The following is a 19,727-nucleotide window of genomic DNA, read 5'->3' as shown; positions in this document are numbered from 1 at the left end:
GATTTATTTCAAAATCAGCAGCCGGTCATCATTCGCTCCCGGATTGCCGTTGCCACCGGATGTATTATTGGTCAGCACATAAATCTTGCCGTTATGTACGGCAACATCACGCACACGCCCCACACCGGTCAGCACATTGGTCATTTTCTTTGTTTTCGGATCGAATTCCTTGAGGCTCTCGCCTGCCAGCGTTGCTACGAGAATCGTATCATCCGGCGTAACGGCAATACCGGATGGGGCGATTGCTTTGGAGCCTGCCACGTACAGCGGAGGCGTCATACCGGTAGCTGTCTCTTTGCCCATCACTTCCGGCCAGCCGTAGTTGGCACCGGGTTTGATCAGGTTCATCTCGTCAAGACCTGTACGGTCGGTACCGCCGCCCGGGATCGGTGCGCCGCTCGGACCGTGATCGGAAGCGTACAGCTTGCCGTCAGATGTCCAGGCGATACCCTGTGAATTGCGCAGTCCGTAGGCATAGACGTAGGAATTTTTGATCGGATTGTCCTTTGGAATTTTGCCGGCTGTGGTCATCCGCAGGATTTTGCCGCCGAGGCTATCCAGATCCTGGGACAGTTCACGCCGGTTGGTCTCGCCAGAAGTGCTGTACAGCATGCCGTCCGGTCCGATCGCCAGCCGTCCGCCTTCATGGATGCGGCCGCCAGGTATGCCTTTTAGCAGTTCGCTCTGCTCTTTCCATGTATTGCCGGTCAGCTTGACCTTGACGATCCGGTTGAAGCCTTCACCGTTCTCTTCATAGGCATGGTAGATGTAGGCAGACTTGTTTTTAGCAAAATTCGGATCTAGCACAAAGCCGGTTAGACCCGCTTCGCCCACTACCCGGAGCGGCTTTTTGGTCTGTACTTTTTGTAGGGTTTGCTTACCGTTCTTGACCTGTACGATGCCGCCGACACGCTGCGTAATATAGACGGTATCTCCGGCAAACTGCATCGACCACGGCACCCTCATTTTGGTGGCTGCTGTGGTATAGCCGCCTTTGAGTGAATCGGTGAGACTGGCCTTGTCGGTCTTGGCAGCGGATGATGCCGTATTAGAGGATGATGTGGATGTACTGGTTTCTGATGACGCTGGGGCTGTCTGTTCCGCCGCAGGGGCCGCCTGTGGTTCCGCTGCGTAGGCAGAAGCCGGCAGGGCGAGCAGCAGAGCGAGCGCAACCATTTTACCTTTTGTATGCATCTTGAACATTATATTCCTCCTTGGTCCTTTTTCCATTTTTTACCCATTACTGTTGGTTTTAATCGGCATTGGACCAAGATTAGACTTAAAGGTTTGAAATTATATGCTGTCAGCCGATGATTTACTGTATTCTTTTCTACGTATACTGCCGCAATTCCATTATATGATTTGTCTATTTCTCGCTGCCGGTCTCGGACTGATCTGGTGCTTTGAGTACTTCCTGGATCACCGTCAGAGCTGCTGCAGCACGGGGCCAGCCTGCATAAAAAGCCAGGTGGGTCATCGCCTCCACCAACTCTTCCGGACTCCATCCATGCTGGATCGCCAGCCGCACATGATATGGTATCTGGTCAACCATACCTCCGGTCGTAAGCGCAGCTATGGTAATGATGCTGCGATCCCGCAGAGACAGCTGCTCACGTCTCCATACTTCTCCAAACAACACTTCCTCCGAATAACGGACAAATGCTGGCGCGATGTCTCCGTAGGATGCTCTTGCACTGGATTGGATTCTCGGATGGGGCATCGGTCTACACCTCCCCGGATGCAGACAGCATCTGGGCGATACCATTGCCAAATGACCAGTCCGCAAACTCTGTCTCGGTAATCACAATAAATACATCTTCCGGGCGCATAGGGACCGCAGTGCCCAAACGGTCCGCAATCTGACGATACAGTCCTGTTTTCTGCCTGACCGTGCGGCCGGACTTGCAGGTAATATGAATAAATACCAATCCATCGCTCCGCGACACATTCAGATAATCCGGACTGTAATAAAATTCTCCCTTTCCATGAGCATGGAACACCTGAAAACAATCATCGGGAGGTACATCAAAATGATCCACTAACGCTTCCATCATAACCTGACTCATACGCTGCAGCTGAGCATCGTCATACTGCTGCTCCATATAACCAACCCGGATAAAAGGCATCTTTCACCACTCCTTAAATAGAATGGTTTCAGTGTACGCCATCTTTCTTCATCTATATAATGGAATAAATACATACAATCAATCGATTTCGTCGATAGAGGTGATGAAGATGGATTTAAAAGAGCTTATTGCTTTTCAAACCATTGTGCAGGAGCGAACTTTCTCCCGTGCAGCAGAGAAATTGAACTACGCCCAGTCCACGATCACCAACCAGATTCAGCGTCTGGAAAAGGAGCTGGGCATCCAGTTATTCCAGCGCGGTTGGGAAGTGCAGCTTACTCCGGCAGGACGGATTTTTGCTGCGGAGGTCGATCATCTGATCCGGCATTGGCAGGATACCGCCAAGCTGGCCCAGGCGCTGCAACATGACGAGATTGGCAGTATGCATATAGGTGGCATCGAGTCTATGCTCCATACCCTAATGCCGGATGCCGTGCGTCAACTCCAACAGCACAAACCACGGGTCGCCTGCCAGATTACGGCTGGCAATACCGATATGCTGGCCAGAGAGCTGCTTGAAGAAAAGCTGGATTTTGCGATTTGCGGTTCTCCGTCCGATGCGTCTGCTTTTTACTTTGAGCCTCTATATGAAGAGAACACCATTCTGGTCGTTGATCAGAAACACCCACTGTGCGGGCAGCAGGGAATTTTTTTCGATAATGTTCTGGATTATCCGATGACTGCAGGAGGCCATACATGTCTGTATCATCTGCAGCTAGCCAAATATATGTCCAGCTATCGCAAATCTCCGGCTCTACTAAATACGATGACGCCTATCTCGCTGATCCCCCGGATGGTCAGGGACACGCTGGCAATCGGTGTTGTACTGGAGTCCACACCTTTGATCCCAGGGGTGCAAAAGATTGATGTACAACTGGAACTGCCCTCCATTCCGGTCGGGCTGCTGCAGCTGCGCAAACAGCATTACTCTCCGGGATCTTCGGTGGGATTGCTGCAAAGCATTATCAAAAAACAAATCAACGGCTGAATCCTTTTCCCCCATACAAAGCAAAAGACCGGAGAATCTCTCCGGTCTCATGCTCGTGCTATATAGCTGTACACTTACAGCAATGCTTATTTAATAACAACGTAATCCAGGTTCACCAGCTTGGCATACGTGATGATCTGATCGGTAGTCAGGTTCAGGGATACCACGGTGTGGTGACCGCCGCCATTTTCGATCCATGCGCGTACACCGTCCTGGAAGTTTGGTTTCACTTCCCACAGTACGCGTGCTACTGGCAGGTTCGGTGCCGGAACTGTCGGTTCAAATGCGGATACTTCGTTAATCAGCAGTTTGTAGTGAGTACCAAAGTCTGCCATCGATACAACAACGCCTTCGCCAGCTTTACCGTCGAATACGAGACGGGCAGGGTCTTCACGATCGCCAATACCCAGTGGGGACACGACTACTTTTGGCTTGCTGCTTGCCAGGGTAGGATCCACTTCCAGCATGTGAGACTGCAGGATCGCTTCCTGTCCGGCTGCCATTTCGTAAGTGTAGTCTTCCATGAAGCCTGTGTTGAGGTTGTGGCTCATGATTTTCAGCTGGCGATCCAGGGCAGCTGTTTTCCAGTCGCCTTCACCGGCAAAGCCGTAGCCCTGTGCCATCAGGCGCTGAACTGCCAGACCCGGCAGCTGCTTCATGCCATGCAGATCTTCAAAGTTCGTTGTAAACGCTGTGTATCCGCCGTTGTCCAGGAAGCGCTTGAGTGCGATCTCGTAGCTCGCCTGTACGCGTACACTGGCTTCCCAGTCTTCTTTGCTGTAAGAACCATATTCAAAGTCATACAATTCTGCATATTCTGCCATCAGCGCATCGATTTCCTGCTCGGTTACGGCATTAACGTATTCCACGAGGTCGCCGATACCGTAGTAGTCCACGGTCCAGCCGAACTGGATCTGCGCTTCCACTTTATCGCCTTCGGTTACGCCAACGTTGCGCATGTTATCGCCGAAACGGGCTACTTTCAGGTTGAATCCTTCGTTGTAGGCAACTGCTACGTCCATCCAGTCAGCGATTTGTTTTTGTACCGCTTCACGTTCCCAGTAACCAACGACGATTTTGTTTTGCTTTTTGAGGCGGGCATTGATGAAGCCGTATTCGCGGTCACCGTGCGCTGCCTGGTTGAGGTTCATGAAGTCCATGTCGATCGTCGCCCATGGGATGCTTTCGTTGTACTGTGTCGCCAGATGAAGCAATGGTTTTTGCAGCAATTTTGTACCACGAATCCACATTTTCGCCGGGGAGAAGGTGTGCATCCAAGTGATTACACCTGCCACTTCATCACGGTAGTTGACTTCTTTCATGATGTTGGTGATTTTGTCTGCCGTTACTGCCAGATCCTGCAGTACGAGCGGATAAGGCAGTACGCCGCTTGCGTTCAGGGAGTCGGCGATTTTCTGTGCATTGGCTTTGACTTCACCAAGTGCTTCTTCTCCGTACAGATGCTGGGAACCTACGACAAACCAGAATTGTTTTTCTACTGCTGCTGACATGTAATCATCCTCTTTTCCATAATATATAATCGTTGAAAATACGCTGTTCATGGACGACATACTACAATTGCTGAATGACTGACGAATGATTGCTGAATGATCTGGTGGGATCGCTGCTGCTTACTTCTGACCGTAGTAGGCGTCTTTGCCGTGCTTGCGCAGATAGTGCTTGTCCAGAATATTCTGCGGCAGTTCCTTGGCAAAATGATTCAGTTCGCGTGCGTACAGATTCATTTTGCACACTTCTTCCAGTACGACGCTGTTCACGACAGCGGACTTGGCATCCTTGCCCCATGTGAATGGTGCATGACCGTGCAGCAGCACTGCCGGAATCGCCATCACATCCAGACCGCGCTGTTCGAATGTCTCGATAATGACGCGGCCAGTCTCGGCTTCGTAGCCGCGGTCGATCTCTTCCTGATTAAGGAAACGGGCACATGGCACCGCACCGTAGAATGTATCCGCATGGGTCGTTCCCATTACCGGCACATCCAGACCTGCCTGCGCCCAGATCGTTGCCCAGGTGGAATGGGTGTGCACGATACCGCCGATTTGCGGGTAGTGCTTGTATAGAACGGCGTGGGTTGCTGTATCGGAAGAAGGTCTCATCTCGCCTTCCACCACATTGCCGTCCAGATCGACCACGACCATATCACTTGGCTTCATTGTCTCGTAACTGACACCGCTTGGCTTGATAACGAACAGTCCGCTTTCACGATCGACGGCACTGGCGTTACCCCATGTGAATTTCACCAATCCATGCTTGGGCAGTTCCAGATTCGCCTGATATACCTCTTCTTTGAGTTGCTCCAACATATTAGTTTCCTCCATTCTCTAACAGATGATCGATCGCTGCCTGCTCAATCGCGAGGCCCTGACGGTAGCGCTCCAGGAAGATCTCGAATCCGTGCACATCCGTATCATCCGGCGTCACTTCTTCTCCTTCCACATCGTGGAACACTTTTTGCTCCAGGAATACGTCCAGACTTTCTTCGGTATCCTTGTTGATCATGTAGGACGCCAGCAGCGCCATACCCCACGCTCCGCCTTCTCCGGCTGTAGACATTACCGCTACAGGCACATTCAATGCTGCTGATACGATGCGCTGTCCAACGAGCGGCGTCTTGAACAGACCGCCGTGTGCCAGAACGCTGTCGATCTGAACCTGTTCATTGGTCAGAATATCCATGCCGATCCGAAGTGCGCCGAATGCCGTGAACAGATGCGTACGCATGAAGTTCGCCAGATTGAAGCGGCTTTCCGGTGAGCGAACGAACAGTGGGCGTCCTTTTTCCATACCGGTGATGTTCTCGCCGGAGTAGTAGCCATAGCTCAGCAGGCCGCCGCCGTCCGGGTCGGCTTCAAGTGCTTTGTTGAACAAGACGCCGAACAGCTTTTCCTTGTCCGATCCGTAGCCCATCGCTTCGGAGAATTCGAGGAACAGTCCGAGCCATGCGTTGATATCGCTGGAGCAGTTGTTGGCATGTACCATACCGACAGGGCTGCCATCCGGCGTCGTTACCATATCAATCTCCGGATACACTTTGGACAATTCCTTCTCCAATACGATCATGGCAAATACGGACGTACCCACCGAGATGTTACCTGTGCGTTTGCGTACACTGTTCGTTGCGACCATACCGGTACCGGCATCGCCTTCCGGCGGACAGAGCGGAATGCCGGTCTGCAGATCGCCATCCGGGTCAAGCAGTTTGGCACCTTCTGCGTTCAATGTGCCTGCCTGCTCTCCTGCACGGTATACCTTGGGCAGCAGATCTTCCACTTTCCATGGATAACCTTTGCCTGCGATATGTTCATCGAACTGCTGGATCATGGATGGATGATAGTTATGGGAAGTCTCTTCGATCGGGAACATACCGGATGCATCGCCGATTCCGATCGCATGGTTGCCGGTCATCCGCCAGTGGATATATCCAGCCAGCGTGGTGATGGAGGACAGCTGCGGTACATGTGTCTCTTCGTTCAGAATCGCCTGATACAGATGGGCAATGCTCCAGCGCTCCGGAATGTTGAACTGGAACAGCTCGGTCAGTTCTTTGGCTGCTGCTCCGGTTGTCGCGTTGCGCCATGTACGGAAAGGAACGAGCAGTTCGCCGCTGCTGTCCAGCGCCACATAGCCATGCATCATGGCCGAGAATCCGATTGAACCTACCGTTTGCAGTGTGATGCCGTACTGCTCCAGGACACTTTGCTTCATTTTGCGATAAGCGGTCTCCATACCGTCAATGATCGTCTCCTGATCATAAGTCCAGAATCCGCCTTTCAGCTGGTTCTCCCATTCATAACTGCCGGATGCGATTGTCTCAAAGTTCCGGTTGATCAGTACTGCCTTGATCCGTGTCGATCCAAATTCGATACCCAGCGATGTTGCTCCCGCAGTGATCGCTTCTTTCATGTCCACCTGACTCATGATCCTGTATCCCCTCTCTAATTGCCGTCTTCCTTTTAGAAAAGCGCTTTCCAAACTGCTCGTATCTATTGGAATAACGTCTCCGAATGCCTGTATTGTCATGCCAATGTATAAATTCATGCTGCGGAATTCAGCAGCCTGCGCCGGACTGAATTCATGTATATGTTTTGTATGTGATATAGCAAAGCTGGGGCTGTCACATCTCTCTGAGGAGTGCATCGTGTATTCCACCAAAAAGAATGCGCTCTCTTTTTCAACAGTTTCAGTATATTTTTTGTACGTACATTTGTCAACATTATCTATAATTTATACTTACAATACAGCTATAACTGTCTCATATCATGCAATTTAACGATTGATTTAAATAAAAATATAGGGTACATTTCTTTAAAGAAAGCCAGATTTGTACGGTTTATTTGGATAAATAGGTCATTTCATTTCCATCCATACCTAATCATGATAAAATGTGTACGTACAACTATTTGAAATTGAACGGTGTATGGATGAACAACGATGAAAGAAGTGGTTACGTGAAGCCCAAGTACCAGGTCATCATTGATGATATAAAAAGCCATATCCTGTCGGGAACCTACAGTGTCGGCATGCAGATTCCGACCGAATCCGCCCTGCAGGAGAGTTATAATGTGAGCCGCCAGACCGTGCGCAAAGCGATTCTGGAGCTGTCGAACGAAGGATTTTTGCGAAGTGAAAAAGGGTCGGGCACGTATGTCAGCAACCAGTACCGCACCCGTTCCGGCGGCAGCACCACCAACAGAACAATCGGTGTTATTACCACCTACATCTCGGACTATATCTTCCCGTCCATTATTCGCGGCATCGAGAGCCGACTGAATGAGGATAATTATTCGCTGCTGCTGGCCAGTACGAACAACGATGTCGCCCAGGAGAAAAAGGCGCTGGAGATGATGCTTTCCTACGGCGTGGACGGCCTGATCGTCGAGCCGACCAAGAGCAATCTGTACAATCCCAATATTGCCTATTACCTGTCGTTCAAAGAGCAGGATGTACCGTTTACGATGATTAATGCCTTTTACGAGGAACTGGAAGTGCCGTTTTTCCGGCTGGATGATGTGCAGTCCAGCTATCTCGCTACCCGTGAGCTGATCGCCAAAGGTCATACCCAGATCGGCATTATCGCCAAAATGGACGATCTGCAGGGCAAGTACCGGATGAAAGGATATATCAAGGCACTCGGCGAAGCCAAGCTGCGCTTCCATCCGGAGCAGGTACTGTCCTTTGACACGGATTCCAAGCCGGATCTCGCTCATCACCTGGATACTTTCCTGAATGAGAATCGGGACATGATGACCGCGATTGTCTGTTATAACGATGAAGTCGGGCTGGAAGTGGTCCATGCCTGCCGCAGACTGAACATCTCCATCCCGGATGATATGTCCATTATCGGTCAGGACAATTCGTACATCGCCAAAAACGCCAGCATCAAACTCACCACCCTCACCCATCCCCAGGAACAGATGGGACGCGATGCCGCCGAATGGATTATCAAAAAACTGCAGGGCAAAAAGGATCTGCCGGACAGCACCTGCTATCAGCCGGTATTGATCGAAGGCGAGACAGTGAAGGAGATGGAGATCGAATAATCTCGCTTTGCCAAACCTAGCCCTTTAATTTCAAAAGGGAAGCATGCGGTAAAAGCAAGATGGCAAGCATGTCATCACCATCGATCAACAAGAAAAAGACGCCGTTCCAAATCGGCGTCTTTGTTTTGTGCTTATATATTATGGAATAGAGAGATCATAGGGACGACTATTCCATCGATTCAAAATGGCTGATCAGCGCCAGCGCTTCTTCATGATCCGGCTCGACTTCCAGCAGCTTGCGCAGGTACTCGGCGCCTTGTTCAATCTGCTCCAGTTCAAAGCAGCTGATCGCGAGGCAGTAATAGACGGTGGATACGACTTCTTCTTTCTCCTGGGCTACCGAGATTTCCAGATAGCGCTTGGACTGCTCGTACATATCCATTTCGAACAATACCAGACCGATGTCCAGCGCCAGATCGTAGTGCTGGTGTTCCATCACATAATACGACGACCACATCATCTCGATCCCGCTCAGGATATCCTCCCGCTCGTCATCGGTCGCTTCCGCCATCAGGCTGGAGATCTGCTTGGTCGTCTGGATGAAGAACTCCGCATCATAGCCGCCCAGCCGCCAGAAGCTGAGAATCTGCTGCAACCCCAGGCTGTCCAGATGCTGATCCACCCACAGCTTCAGACTGAAAAATTCATCCGGACCAAAGCGTTCCACACAGCGGCGGTAAGCCAATCGGGTATTCGGATATTTCCTCGGCTGCTCCAGACTGAGGATACAACCGATATTAATGCTGCTGTAATGCTGCGTCGGGAATAACACTTCGGCTCCCCGCTGTTCGTATACCTTTTGCATCGCATGGTAATTGGCTGTAAAGGAGAAGCTGCCGTGCAGCACCAGTTCCGGCGGATCGGCGAACTGCCATTTCTCCATCAGATGGTCTCCCTTGTCAGCGGTAATCAGCAGGAATCCGGCATCGGACAGAGCATTCAGCCGATCCAGACAGGTAAAGGCCGCTGCCGGGAACAGAATGTGCGAGTCCTCCAGATGCTCCTGATACATGGCGATCACGCTGCGATACGGATAGTCGTCCTGCTCATATTCCGGCGCATGACGATACGTATAATCCAGCTGAATCTGGCTGATGCGCTCGGATGCTTTGAGTACGCCATCAGATGGCGGGTATTGAACCGCTACATCCACTTCATGCACTTTGCCATCTCCGATATAGATCAGATCCTGCGGAATGCCATCGAAAAAGTAATTGGCGACAATCAATATCGGCTGTTTGAGATCGCCCGGCTTGATCGTTTTCCCCGATACGGCGAGCTGAAGCTCGGTATCCTCGACCGCGTTGAACCGTGCAAAATCCACGATCCCCTCCTGGATAAAGGATTGCAGCGCAGGGTGCTGCTGCCAGGCCGTTACATTGTTCATCGCCAGATCTGTCATTACATAACAGAAATCCGGTACATCGATCCCGGCGTATTCTCGCAGCTGGCGCAGCTCATGGATGACATGATACGCCAGACGCCCGGCACCCGCACCCAGTTCCACGATATACACAGGTTCCGAGCCAAATCCCTGATTCGCCCGGTCCTGCAGAAATCCGAAAATCATCTCCGCATAGGCATCCCCGATCATCGGATTGCTCGTTACATATTGAGGTACCTGGTCATTGCTCCAGGCTCTCAGTCCTTCTTCTTCATAATATTCCCACAGCAGGTTCCATATGGGCGCCTCACTGAAGCGGTAAATCGGGGTATTGTTATCTGTCATTAATATAATCCTGCTCTCTCAAATTTAATAAAGATGCTGCTCGTTTGGCATGCTTGTACTATTTAAATGCTCTATCAGCTGCATCCGTGCACAAAATGTCCGTTACTTGCGCTACAGCAACCAGTATACCATTACGCCTGCAGCCCAGACAGCCTTTTCCCGATGAATGTATCGCAAAACAACAAAACTTTATAGGTATCCGTAATTGTATATCAATGTTCCATTCATTGCTCACAGATTCAAACTCCATAAAAAAATCACGTTCCCCGGGGAGAACGTGATTTGTGGCAGACTGCTTCCATGTTTTGATATCATCATTTGCGCTTGCGGGCCACTACTGCCAACCTGCCGTTCTCGGTTGAGTATTCACATGTAGAGAGCACTATAAGCTTATCGCCATATTGCGGTGTAATCCCTGTGTCGTAGAGGGCAAGCTGCTTGATATTTTGAACATAGTCATCAAATTCGGCAGGCGTATTAACCTTGTCAATTTGATAATATTTAAAAATGCTATCCGATTTGCGATATACCTTGGACAAAATTACGGCAACGATCTCATACTCTTCCTTTTCGTAAAGTGTATCAAACCGGAATGCAGCATGCTGTCTGTAATAACTTTCCTGCTTGTACTTCAGTAAGTCTGCAAGCATCCCGCCGCTTTTCATATGATGTCCATGAATCAGCAAAATATTCGATTGATTGATCCGGCTATGTGCATCCAGAAAAGGAAGTCCGCTTGTATTTGTTTTTTTGTCAAAATCATGATTCAGATAATACTGGGTATCCTGCACATTTTGCATAATCGGATAATTGATTCGGGTATCGTCTATTTTCAGCCAACCGACGATATCCTTATTTCTTTTGTACAGCTCCTGGAACTCGGGGAGCATGACTTGTTCATGCGTCTTGATAGCCAGAGGAGAAGCAGCAGCCTTGCCTCGGCCCTGATCCGCATCTTCCCAAACCTTGGCCAGCTTCTCGATCTTCTGCTGCTCCACATAACCATTCCAAAAAATTGTTGCGATCATGCCGAGAGAAAATACCAGCACAAGAAGAGAGATGGCGATAAGAATTTTTTTGAATGTACTCATCTTCTTACCGCCTCTCTGATTATTGAATATGCTTTTTCTTTTTCTTTCTGCTGTCGAGCAGACAAATTGCAAGGATACTCAGGGACAACATTGCCAGAATCACATACAAGATTGGCGACTTGCTGTTATCTCCTGTTTTTGGAACATCGTCCAGCTCACCCGTGCTGCTGACCCGGATTCCATGGCCGGTATTGCCCTGTTCATCGTATCTGCCTGTTTCTCCATCAAAATTGATGTCGGAACGATCGATAGCGCCTGTTCCATTTTTGCCATTGCTTGGTCTGTTCTGAACGTTGTCAGGCACATTACCGGCATGTTCCGGTGTATCCTTGGTCTTGCCCGGCTTGTTATTGGTAACAACAGGGTCAGGCCGAACTGCAGTGCTGTCGGGTCCATGGACCGTATTATCCGGTACGACGTCCATACTGTCAGGTACATGTACAACGTTATCAGGCAGGGTCTCGGTAGGATCGACTGTTTTCCCGGTATTGTCAGGAGAACTCTCAATATTTCCGTTACTGATCCCGGTGCCACCACCGGATCCGGAATTGGAACTGCCGGCTCCACCGCCACCTGCAGAAACGACAGGCTTCAATTGCAAATCATAACGCACAATGTCGCTGCCGACCGAAATGATCGGGCTCGTATGCGTCTCATAACCGGATTTGGTCACAATCAGGTAATAATCCGTATTCGGGAATACCATATACGCGTACGCACCATTCCTATCGCTGTACTGAGTCGGGCTGGCATTATCATTTGGCGCAAAGCCCGGAATTTTAGGCAGTGTCACTTTTGTACCCGGTACAATGCCATTTCCTCTGTTTCTCTCCGTATCGGCATAATACAGTGTTACTTCGGCGCCCTGGATTACGGCTCCCGTTGTCATGTCTGTAATAATGCCGTAAGGGTCAACAAGCTCCTGGGAAATGTTCAATTCCCCGGTTGCTTTTACGTCCAGTTCTGCATTTTGAATAAGTGTCAGTTCTTTGCCTGGTGCCACTTCATAACGAATTTCCATTTTGTAGCTCTCTGCGGACAGACCATTGACTGCGAATGTACCGTTCGATTGCAAATCAAATGCTTTTGGCGTACCGTTTGGCTCTGTAATATACTGACCGCTCGCATTTCGCAAATAAACATGCAATTTACCGGCAAGCTCGCTGTTCAGCAATGACGATTGACCTGCAGGCTGCTGCATAAGCACTACGCCTACAGCCGTAATATTGGCCGGAACCAGCTCTCCGCCTTTTGCATCGCCATCCACTTCCGCTTTTTGCGTAAATGTGATGGACTCCTCCGTACCATTTATTCTGATTTGTTTCGTGAAGCTGATCGTGTAGTCGCCGCCATATGCGACAGGAAGGAAATACACTCCATCGGCATCGGTTGTAATGCTGTGCTGTTCTCCTGTCGTATCATTTGTAATAACAATGGCAGCATTGGGAATCACTGCACCTGTTGTATTATCGCGCAGCACTCCGGTAATGGCTGCGGGTACTGCCGTTACGGTTGTAGTGGCCGTCAGCTTTCCTTCGGTCAGGCTGTCTACTTTTGCCGTAATATGATGATCTTCAGGTGTTGTTGCATCAAGCTTTGCCGGTGTATAAGGAATGACGGCTTTCCCCTGCGCATCGGTTTTTACGGTAAGCTCCGATTGATTCGGCAGAGTGAAAATAATATCCTCATTTGCCACCGGCTTGCCTTCATAGTCGGTCAAAGTAGCCGTCAGTTCCGAAGGCGTTTTTCCATCGCCCGGCACTGTGGCAGGGTTGGCTGTCAGCGTCAGACTGCCTGGCAGATACTTTTCATTAATGAAGCGGGCTTCTTTAATTTGTTTTTCCATAATCGTGCCGCTATGCGTCTGATTCGCCGGGTTGGCAGTATAACCATCTACAGAATAGTTGGTTTGGGTAACAATATACTGCTGACCGCTTGGAATGCCTTCTACAGCAATAGTATTCCCGTGTTTCAGGGTGATTATATCGCCGGATTTGATCGTTCCCTGCGTATTATCCGATTTGGTATACGTATAGGCATGACCTGCATCGGCATTCGGGAACTGGACAGTAAACTCAAATTCCTTGTTTTTGTCTGCTCCGCTGCCGATCACCGTCTCACCAATCAGCAAACCCCCGTATATCATTCTCGTATTGACGACCTCTGCGTGATGGTCACCCTCTTCGACAATTACGCCGTTCGTTTGCCAATTGGGCCAGGTCGCCGTATAGCCGTCAGCCGTATAGTCGGTCTCAATGACGGTATAGGTTGTATCTTTTGGAATTCCATCAATGACAGCCGTTTCCCCGTGTTTGAGGATCATTATTCCTCCGGACTTGATGGTTCCTTTTGTCCCTTCAGGGGTGGTGTACGTGTACTCTCCGCTTGCACCCGCACCTTTGAAGTCAACGTGGAACTCAAAGGTTTTGTTCTTGTCTGCGCCATTGCCCGCAACCGTCTGTCCGATCGTCAGTTTGCCGGGAAGATACTTGGCGTTAACAAAATCTGCCTCTGCGGTTTTATTGGCTGCGATAGCGCCTTTATGCTGAAGATCTGCTGGATCGGTAGCATAACCTTCATTTGCTGCATTTTTTTGAACAATGGTATAGGCAATACTATCCGGAATATTGTTAATGGTAATGGACTGGCCGCCTTTCAGCTTAACGGTTTCGCCGCTGGCCACATTTCCGCTTGTTGAGCCGGAATAGGCATAGGACTTGCCATTACTGAAAGTGATCGTATACTCAAATTCCTTGTTGGGATCGGCAGCTTTCCCTTCTATCACTGTGGACAGTTTCAGGCTGCCTGTTTCCCATACCGGAGTCGGTACAATCAGCGGCTTGGCACTGGTCACTTCCACTCCATCCACCCAGATAGGGTTCCACGGTGTAGAAGCCACCCTCACCTGATATACCTTTGTCGTTGGCAGATAGGTTGTCGGATCGATATACGTTTGCTTGAGCACATAAAGTCCTGCCTTGGCAAACAAGCTGAGTTTGCCGTCCGATCCGGTCGTTCCGCCGGTAACTTCCGTTTCTCCATCAGGCTTGTATAAAGTAAACTTCACGCCGCCAAGAGGCTTGCCATTAGGATCGACTTTGGTTATATCCAGCTTGCCCTGGGTTTCTGCGCTGCCGCCAACATCACTATTGTCTACTGCATGTTCACTTTTGGCGCTGATTCCTGCCAGGCTGTCATCGCCCATCAGTTTGATCTCATTGCCTACCTTGCCACCGCTGGGCACCTGAGTGACCTCGGTCTGGTACACAATCTGATAATACTGGTTGGGGTTATCCATGCGGAAGATCAGCTTGGTTGCGCCGTTTTCTGTAACGCTCTCTACCTTGACCTCGCTATTCGGATCATACAGGTTCAGTGCATCACCGCTCTTTTCGAGCGCTCCGCTGGAAGTGACCTTAGCCCGGTATACCGCCATATCGGGAAGTCGCAACGAGAGATTTTCATTCTCGTCCTTGCGCAGAGCCAATCCCTCACCAAGCGTATCCTGAAGATAGACGCCGCTTTTTACTTCAAAAGGAGGCGTGTAATTTACTTTCCACTCCAGAACACCGGGGTTTGGCTTCGTTACCGATTTGCTCAGTGTTTGCATAGGAACGATAACTTTACGACTGGATGTCACCGTGCTGGGCTCATCTCCCCAGGTGATCTTCATATCAGCCGTATTCGTCACTTCATACTTGGCGCTGCCGCTTTCAAAGTATTGACGCAAAGCAGCTTCGCTCGGTCTTGCTTTGACCAGAATGACATAAGGACTTTCCAGCCTGGTAAAGGAAAATGTACCTGTATTTCCGACTGCAGAGAAGTTTACAAGATCGCCCGGATTGGAAATAAGCGTACTTGCAGTAACCGTTCCTCCATAATCTGCCCGGACTCCTTTATAAATCGCAAAAGATTGCCCTTCCGAATAAGGTACAAACTCCCAGCCCGCAGGCAGAGTATCCACAAGTCTAATATCGTTGGCAACATGGTTACCTCCATCTTTTGCCATTTCTTCGGTTTTCAGACCATTCATATTGACAGCCAGTCTGAAGGTCACCGTCTTGGTCACCTGATCGTAAGCAGCCAGTGTGTAGGCTTCATTTGCGTCATTTCGGATATAACTTCTTACATCATTCGGAATAACGCTTGTTCCGTCAGGCTTGGAGGCAAACAGCATTTCTTTGGCCAGCATACTGCTGTTAATCCGTTGGGCTGGCTGGGTGGAAGCAACTGTCCGGGTTCCTCCTTCAAACAGGAATGCCCGGTTGTAGAGATCGGTCGATTTGTTGTTCGCAAACTGCTGCCACTGTGTCATCAGTGAATTAAATGTAAATGAAGCCGCAGCATCGGTATTATAACCAGTAACACGGAGCAGGTCGGCAACAGGCTTTCCACCTTGCAGCAGTGTATATACCTCGTGAGTCAGACCGTCGCTTGACTGAAAAGATCCCGGCTGAAAACGCTGGTAATATCCGGCTCCAATGTTTCCCTTCAGCTGGTTGAGTATATTCGCATCCAGTTCCGGGCTGGCCGTCACCTTGGTAAAATCGATAGAGTTTGCATCTCCATAGACCATCAGGTCATATACTTCACCGTCCGGAAGAGCCTCCTGTGGTTTAAGTGTTACCTTCCACGGCAATCTTCCTGTAGCGAGGGTATCGACACTTGAGCCTGCGCTTTTGGTAAGTGTATGAGCACCAAGGGACACAGTAGCCGCAGCAGCTACTGTACCCTGGTTGTTATCCTGTACCGTGTTGGTATCCAGATTCCACTGGGTAGTCGCCTTGTTGCTGAAGCTTGTTGTACTGCCTGTAACTTCGGTTACGATAACCAGTCGAACCGGACCGTTTACTTCTCCGAAAGCGTATACGCTATTAGAATCAGGTGTGATCGGCATTGACGCTGTCGACCAGTCTTTTTGGGCACTGTCCCACGACTGCCATGCAGCCGATTTCCATGTCAGCCCAGTCGGCAAAACATCGGTAATGGTGAAATTTTTCAGGCCCTGCTTGCTGTAGTTTTTGTTAACATCAATGGTCCATGTAATCGTGTACGGATCTGTAGAAGCAGTCCGTTTATTCAGTACGCCGCTCTTTTGAATCCAGTCGGGTCTGAAAATAACCCGCCATGCATTAGAAGCCAGCAGCTTGCTGTCCGATGCATTTCTCAGTTCCGCGGTGTTGGTTACGGTCTGCTGTCCGCTCGCAACATTGTACTCTGTATAGTACATCGCTTTGGGAATCCATGTCTTGAAAGTAACGATAGCCTTGTCGCCAAAGCCTGCCGGGAAAGTATACGCCAGCGCATTGACAGTGCCGCTATCCGGTGTAACCGTACTTCCATTGACTTTGAGCGATCCTTCCACATAAGTACCTACCTGGATCGGACTAAGCTCATCATAGAACTTCAACCCGGCCAGCGGCTGCGGGATGGCAGGATCAAACATATCGGCAGCCGCAATTTCCGCCTGCCACTCGATCGTTCCATTGACAAAGTCCACCTGGTTAATCCATCCGTTGTCAGCCGTATTGCTGGTGGACTTTTTTGTAATGCTGTAAGCAGGGGTCACATTGGGATTCTCCAGCATATAGCCTGCTCCAAAAATGCTGACCGGCTTTTGCTCACCATAGTTCATGCCGGTGACATCCGCTTTTGCGGTCGAATCAAAGCCAAAGATAATATTTCTGCCCTGACCATTAAAAAAGCGTTCTTCCCCATCAAATACTACCTTGATACCCTGCTCGGAAAAATAAGCCGTACCGATAGGATTGCCCGATTTTTCCTTGAGTGTCATGGTAGCAGTCGGCAAAGTCACTTCCGGAAAATAGGTAGCTTTGTCCAGCATCACCCAGTCCCCGTATAAAATGACTGTACTGCCGTCCACTGTATTCGGATCAGCAGCATCGCCCTTTACCGGCACCTTGATATCCAACGATTTCAGGGTAAATGGTTTTCTGCCATGAATAACGTCGCCTGTATGTAACACAGTGCCTTCCTGTATAACTTCTAATGGAAAGGGTGAATTGCCTTTCATCAGTACAGCCGTTTTGTCTGTCGGCCCTTCTGCCATAGTCGTTATTGCAGTACTGTTCGACTCCGTATACACTGCCTCAGATACCGATGAAGAATTGTCTGTGCCTGATGAACCCGATTCACTTGCCGTTGTTCCGGGATCACTTAATGCACTCTCGGCGTATATTATGCCAGAGAATGTTAATGACTGAAGGATAAGCATGATGGCCAGGAAAACAGCCAGTATTGGCTTACCCATACTGCGTTTTGATTTCAATGAAAAGTCTCCTCCGTTCGCAAAGTCCTTAAAATCTTTACGTGATCTGCACCAGTAAGACCGTCTGCTCTATACTATTCAAGCCATACCAACAAACAGGCATACCGGCTTGATTCGAGCGCTCTTGGTATTATTGAAAGTTTCTAAGGAATACGAAGGGACGCAGCTGTATAGGCCACTGATCTTATCAGGTGACCTGCTTTCCCCCCTTTCTGTTGGCTACGCTTGCCAGTTATGTAATATCCGTTCTTTTTATATATCGTCTTTCTTCCTTTAATGTTTAGATTTATATGTAATTTTAATAATTCAGGCTCTGTGGCATAATCAATGTATAACAAAAGGACTGCCTCCACATCATAAGATGTCAAGAGAACAGCCCTATATGGTTACTTACACGCGGTACAGAATCACTGGATGCTGTACATTATTTCATGTATGGGTTGTGCTTACGTTGTGCATATTTTTGCTTTTCCGACTTCGCAGTGAATACAGCACGAGCAGCAGAATGAACCACAGCGGCGTACACAGCAGTGCCGGGCGTGTCTCATCCGCGATCAGCATAATGACTAGAATTCCCGCGAACAGCGCCAGTACAACATAGTTGATAAAAGGGGTAAAAGGAGCTTTGAATTTGGACGCATTGTGCAGGTCGCGGCGGCTTCTTTTGTACCGGATATGACAGACGAGAATAACGCCCCATACCCAGATAAAGCAGATCGCACTGATGGTCGTCACAATTTCAAAAGCCTGCCCCGGAATCAGCTTGCTCAGCAGTGCGCCGCCGGAGATCACGAGCGTGGATACGAACAGCGAGCTGCTCGGCACATGATTGCGATTCAGCTGGCCGAAGCGCCCTGGAGCCTGTCCTTTGCGGCTCAGATTATACAGAATCCGGCTGGTCGAGAACATACCGCTGTTGCATGCGGATGCCGCCGACGTCAATACGACAAAGTTGATAATACCTGCCGCTACCGGAATCCCGACCAGAGTAAAGGTACGCACGAACGGACTTTCCGACGGGCTGAGCTGTGTCCATGGGTTAATGCACAGCAGCACGAACAGTGCGCCGACGTAGAAGAACAGAATACGCAGCGGAATCTTGTTGATCGCCGAAGGGATACTTTTCTCCGGGTTGGCCGTCTCTGCTGCCGAGACACCGACCAGCTCCACGCCGACATAGGCGAAGACGACCATCTGGAACGAGAACAGGAAGCCGGTGACTCCATTCGGGAAGATGCCTCCATGCTCCCACAGATTGCGTACCGTCACCGAGCCGGCATCAGTCTGGAATCCCATGATCAGCAGCACAATCCCGAGGCCGATCAGTGCCAGAATGGTAATGACCTTGATGAGAGCGAACCAGAATTCGAGCTCCCCAAAGTTCTTGACCGTCATCAGATTGAGTCCCAGCAGAATAATCAGGCAGATCACGGCCGGTATCCACTGCGGAATATCGAGCCAGTACTGCACATATACCCCTACCGCGATCACATCGGCCATCGCGGTCATAATCCAGCAGAACCAGTACGTCCAGCCGGTAATGAATGCCGCCCTCGGTCCCAGATAATCTTCAGCAATATCCGTGAACGACTGGTAGCCCGCTTTGGAGAGCAGCAGCTCACCCAGTCCCCTCATCACGAAAAAGATAGCCATACCGACGATCAGATACGTGATGATAATCGATGGACCTGCCTTTTCAATCGCCTTGCCCGAACCGAGGAACAGCCCCGTTCCGATCGTTCCCCCGATCGCAATCAACTGGACGTGCCGGTTGGCAAGTTCTCTTTTTAATTCTGTCTGTGCCATGTTAGTTTCCCCCTAGATCCCTGCAATACATGCATTCAAATTTATCAAACCGGCTCAAAAAGCCATAAAAAAAAGAGACTGGATGTCATCCAATCTCCCGGTGCATAAGAATATCAAAATATAATACCTGCCCT

12 protein-coding genes are annotated in these 19,727 nt (G+C 49.8%); 2 read left to right on the top strand and 10 right to left on the bottom strand.

Annotated features, from left to right (window positions below; translation table 11 throughout):
• Window positions 1-3 precede the first annotated feature (3 nt).
• From M1D61_RS00445 to M1D61_RS00435, 3 genes are all read right to left on the bottom strand, one after another.
• Window positions 4-1,203, bottom strand: a complete 1,200-nt coding sequence (locus M1D61_RS00445) for a PQQ-dependent sugar dehydrogenase (protein ID WP_458120673.1) — start codon at window positions 1,201-1,203, stop codon at window positions 4-6.
• Window positions 1,204-1,366: 163 nt separating this feature from the next.
• On the bottom strand, window positions 1,367-1,720 hold the full coding sequence (locus tag M1D61_RS00440) for a carboxymuconolactone decarboxylase family protein (protein ID WP_458120672.1): 354 nt from the start codon (window positions 1,718-1,720) through the stop codon (window positions 1,367-1,369).
• Between the two features lie 4 nt (window positions 1,721-1,724).
• Entirely contained in the window at window positions 1,725-2,126 is a 402-nt protein-coding gene (locus M1D61_RS00435) for a tautomerase family protein (RefSeq protein WP_458120671.1), read from the bottom strand.
• A gap of 109 nt (window positions 2,127-2,235) precedes the next feature.
• Between M1D61_RS00435 and M1D61_RS00430 the strand changes: the two genes are divergently transcribed.
• The gene (locus M1D61_RS00430; protein WP_458120670.1) at window positions 2,236-3,114 is read left to right on the top strand and encodes a LysR family transcriptional regulator; all 879 of its coding nucleotides are present in this window, start codon (window positions 2,236-2,238) and stop codon (window positions 3,112-3,114) included.
• Window positions 3,115-3,200: 86 nt separating this feature from the next.
• On the opposite strand, the gene araA is transcribed toward M1D61_RS00430, so the two are convergent.
• The 3 genes from araA to M1D61_RS00415 form a co-directional block, all read right to left on the bottom strand.
• Entirely contained in the window at window positions 3,201-4,625 is a 1,425-nt protein-coding gene (araA, locus tag M1D61_RS00425; RefSeq protein ID WP_046212433.1) for an L-arabinose isomerase, read from the bottom strand.
• A gap of 120 nt (window positions 4,626-4,745) precedes the next feature.
• Window positions 4,746-5,441: an L-ribulose-5-phosphate 4-epimerase gene (locus M1D61_RS00420; protein WP_046212432.1), complete on the bottom strand. Its 696-nt coding sequence runs from the start codon at window positions 5,439-5,441 to the stop codon at window positions 4,746-4,748.
• Window position 5,442: 1 nt separating this feature from the next.
• A complete protein-coding gene (locus M1D61_RS00415; protein ID WP_458120669.1) occupies window positions 5,443-7,056 on the bottom strand; it encodes a xylulokinase in 1,614 nt (537 codons plus the stop codon).
• 530 nt (window positions 7,057-7,586) lie between these two features.
• Here M1D61_RS00415 and M1D61_RS00410 point away from each other — a divergent pair.
• On the top strand, window positions 7,587-8,678 hold the full coding sequence (locus M1D61_RS00410) for a substrate-binding domain-containing protein (RefSeq protein WP_458122589.1): 1,092 nt from the start codon (window positions 7,587-7,589) through the stop codon (window positions 8,676-8,678).
• A gap of 166 nt (window positions 8,679-8,844) precedes the next feature.
• Here M1D61_RS00410 and M1D61_RS00405 read toward each other — a convergent pair whose 3' ends face one another.
• From M1D61_RS00405 to M1D61_RS00390, 4 genes are all read right to left on the bottom strand, one after another.
• On the bottom strand, window positions 8,845-10,407 hold the full coding sequence (locus M1D61_RS00405) for an SAM-dependent methyltransferase (RefSeq protein ID WP_458120668.1): 1,563 nt from the start codon (window positions 10,405-10,407) through the stop codon (window positions 8,845-8,847).
• A gap of 314 nt (window positions 10,408-10,721) precedes the next feature.
• A complete protein-coding gene (gene srtB, locus M1D61_RS00400) occupies window positions 10,722-11,498 on the bottom strand; it encodes a class B sortase (protein WP_458120667.1) in 777 nt (258 codons plus the stop codon).
• A gap of 19 nt (window positions 11,499-11,517) precedes the next feature.
• Window positions 11,518-17,484, bottom strand: coding sequence for a DUF7601 domain-containing protein (locus M1D61_RS00395; RefSeq protein ID WP_458120666.1), 5,967 nt, complete (start codon window positions 17,482-17,484; stop codon window positions 11,518-11,520).
• Window positions 17,485-18,216: 732 nt separating this feature from the next.
• On the bottom strand, window positions 18,217-19,593 hold the full coding sequence (locus M1D61_RS00390; protein ID WP_458120665.1) for an amino acid permease: 1,377 nt from the start codon (window positions 19,591-19,593) through the stop codon (window positions 18,217-18,219).
• Window positions 19,594-19,727 lie beyond the last annotated feature (134 nt).

The organism is Paenibacillus sp. Z6-24 (genome assembly GCF_054161335.1).
Note: the sequence above shows the minus strand (reverse complement) of the source record. Positions and strands in the feature narration are given on the sequence as shown.

Bases quoted from the DNA above. Each gene is read 5' to 3' on its own strand.
- M1D61_RS00405 (WP_458120668.1), bottom strand. From the start codon at position 10,407: ATGACAGATAACAATACCCCGATTTACCGCTTCAGTGAGGCGCCCATA.
- M1D61_RS00415 (WP_458120669.1), bottom strand. From the start codon at position 7,056: ATGAGTCAGGTGGACATGAAAGAAGCGATCACTGCGGGAGCAACATCG.
- M1D61_RS00390 (WP_458120665.1), bottom strand. From the start codon at position 19,593: ATGGCACAGACAGAATTAAAAAGAGAACTTGCCAACCGGCACGTCCAG.
- M1D61_RS00445 (WP_458120673.1), bottom strand. From the start codon at position 1,203: ATGTTCAAGATGCATACAAAAGGTAAAATGGTTGCGCTCGCTCTGCTG.
- M1D61_RS00435 (WP_458120671.1), bottom strand. From the start codon at position 2,126: ATGCCTTTTATCCGGGTTGGTTATATGGAGCAGCAGTATGACGATGCT.
- M1D61_RS00440 (WP_458120672.1), bottom strand. From the start codon at position 1,720: ATGCCCCATCCGAGAATCCAATCCAGTGCAAGAGCATCCTACGGAGAC.
- srtB (WP_458120667.1), bottom strand. From the start codon at position 11,498: ATGAGTACATTCAAAAAAATTCTTATCGCCATCTCTCTTCTTGTGCTG.
- araA (WP_046212433.1), bottom strand. From the start codon at position 4,625: ATGTCAGCAGCAGTAGAAAAACAATTCTGGTTTGTCGTAGGTTCCCAG.
- M1D61_RS00420 (WP_046212432.1), bottom strand. From the start codon at position 5,441: ATGTTGGAGCAACTCAAAGAAGAGGTATATCAGGCGAATCTGGAACTG.
- M1D61_RS00430 (WP_458120670.1), top strand. From the start codon at position 2,236: ATGGATTTAAAAGAGCTTATTGCTTTTCAAACCATTGTGCAGGAGCGA.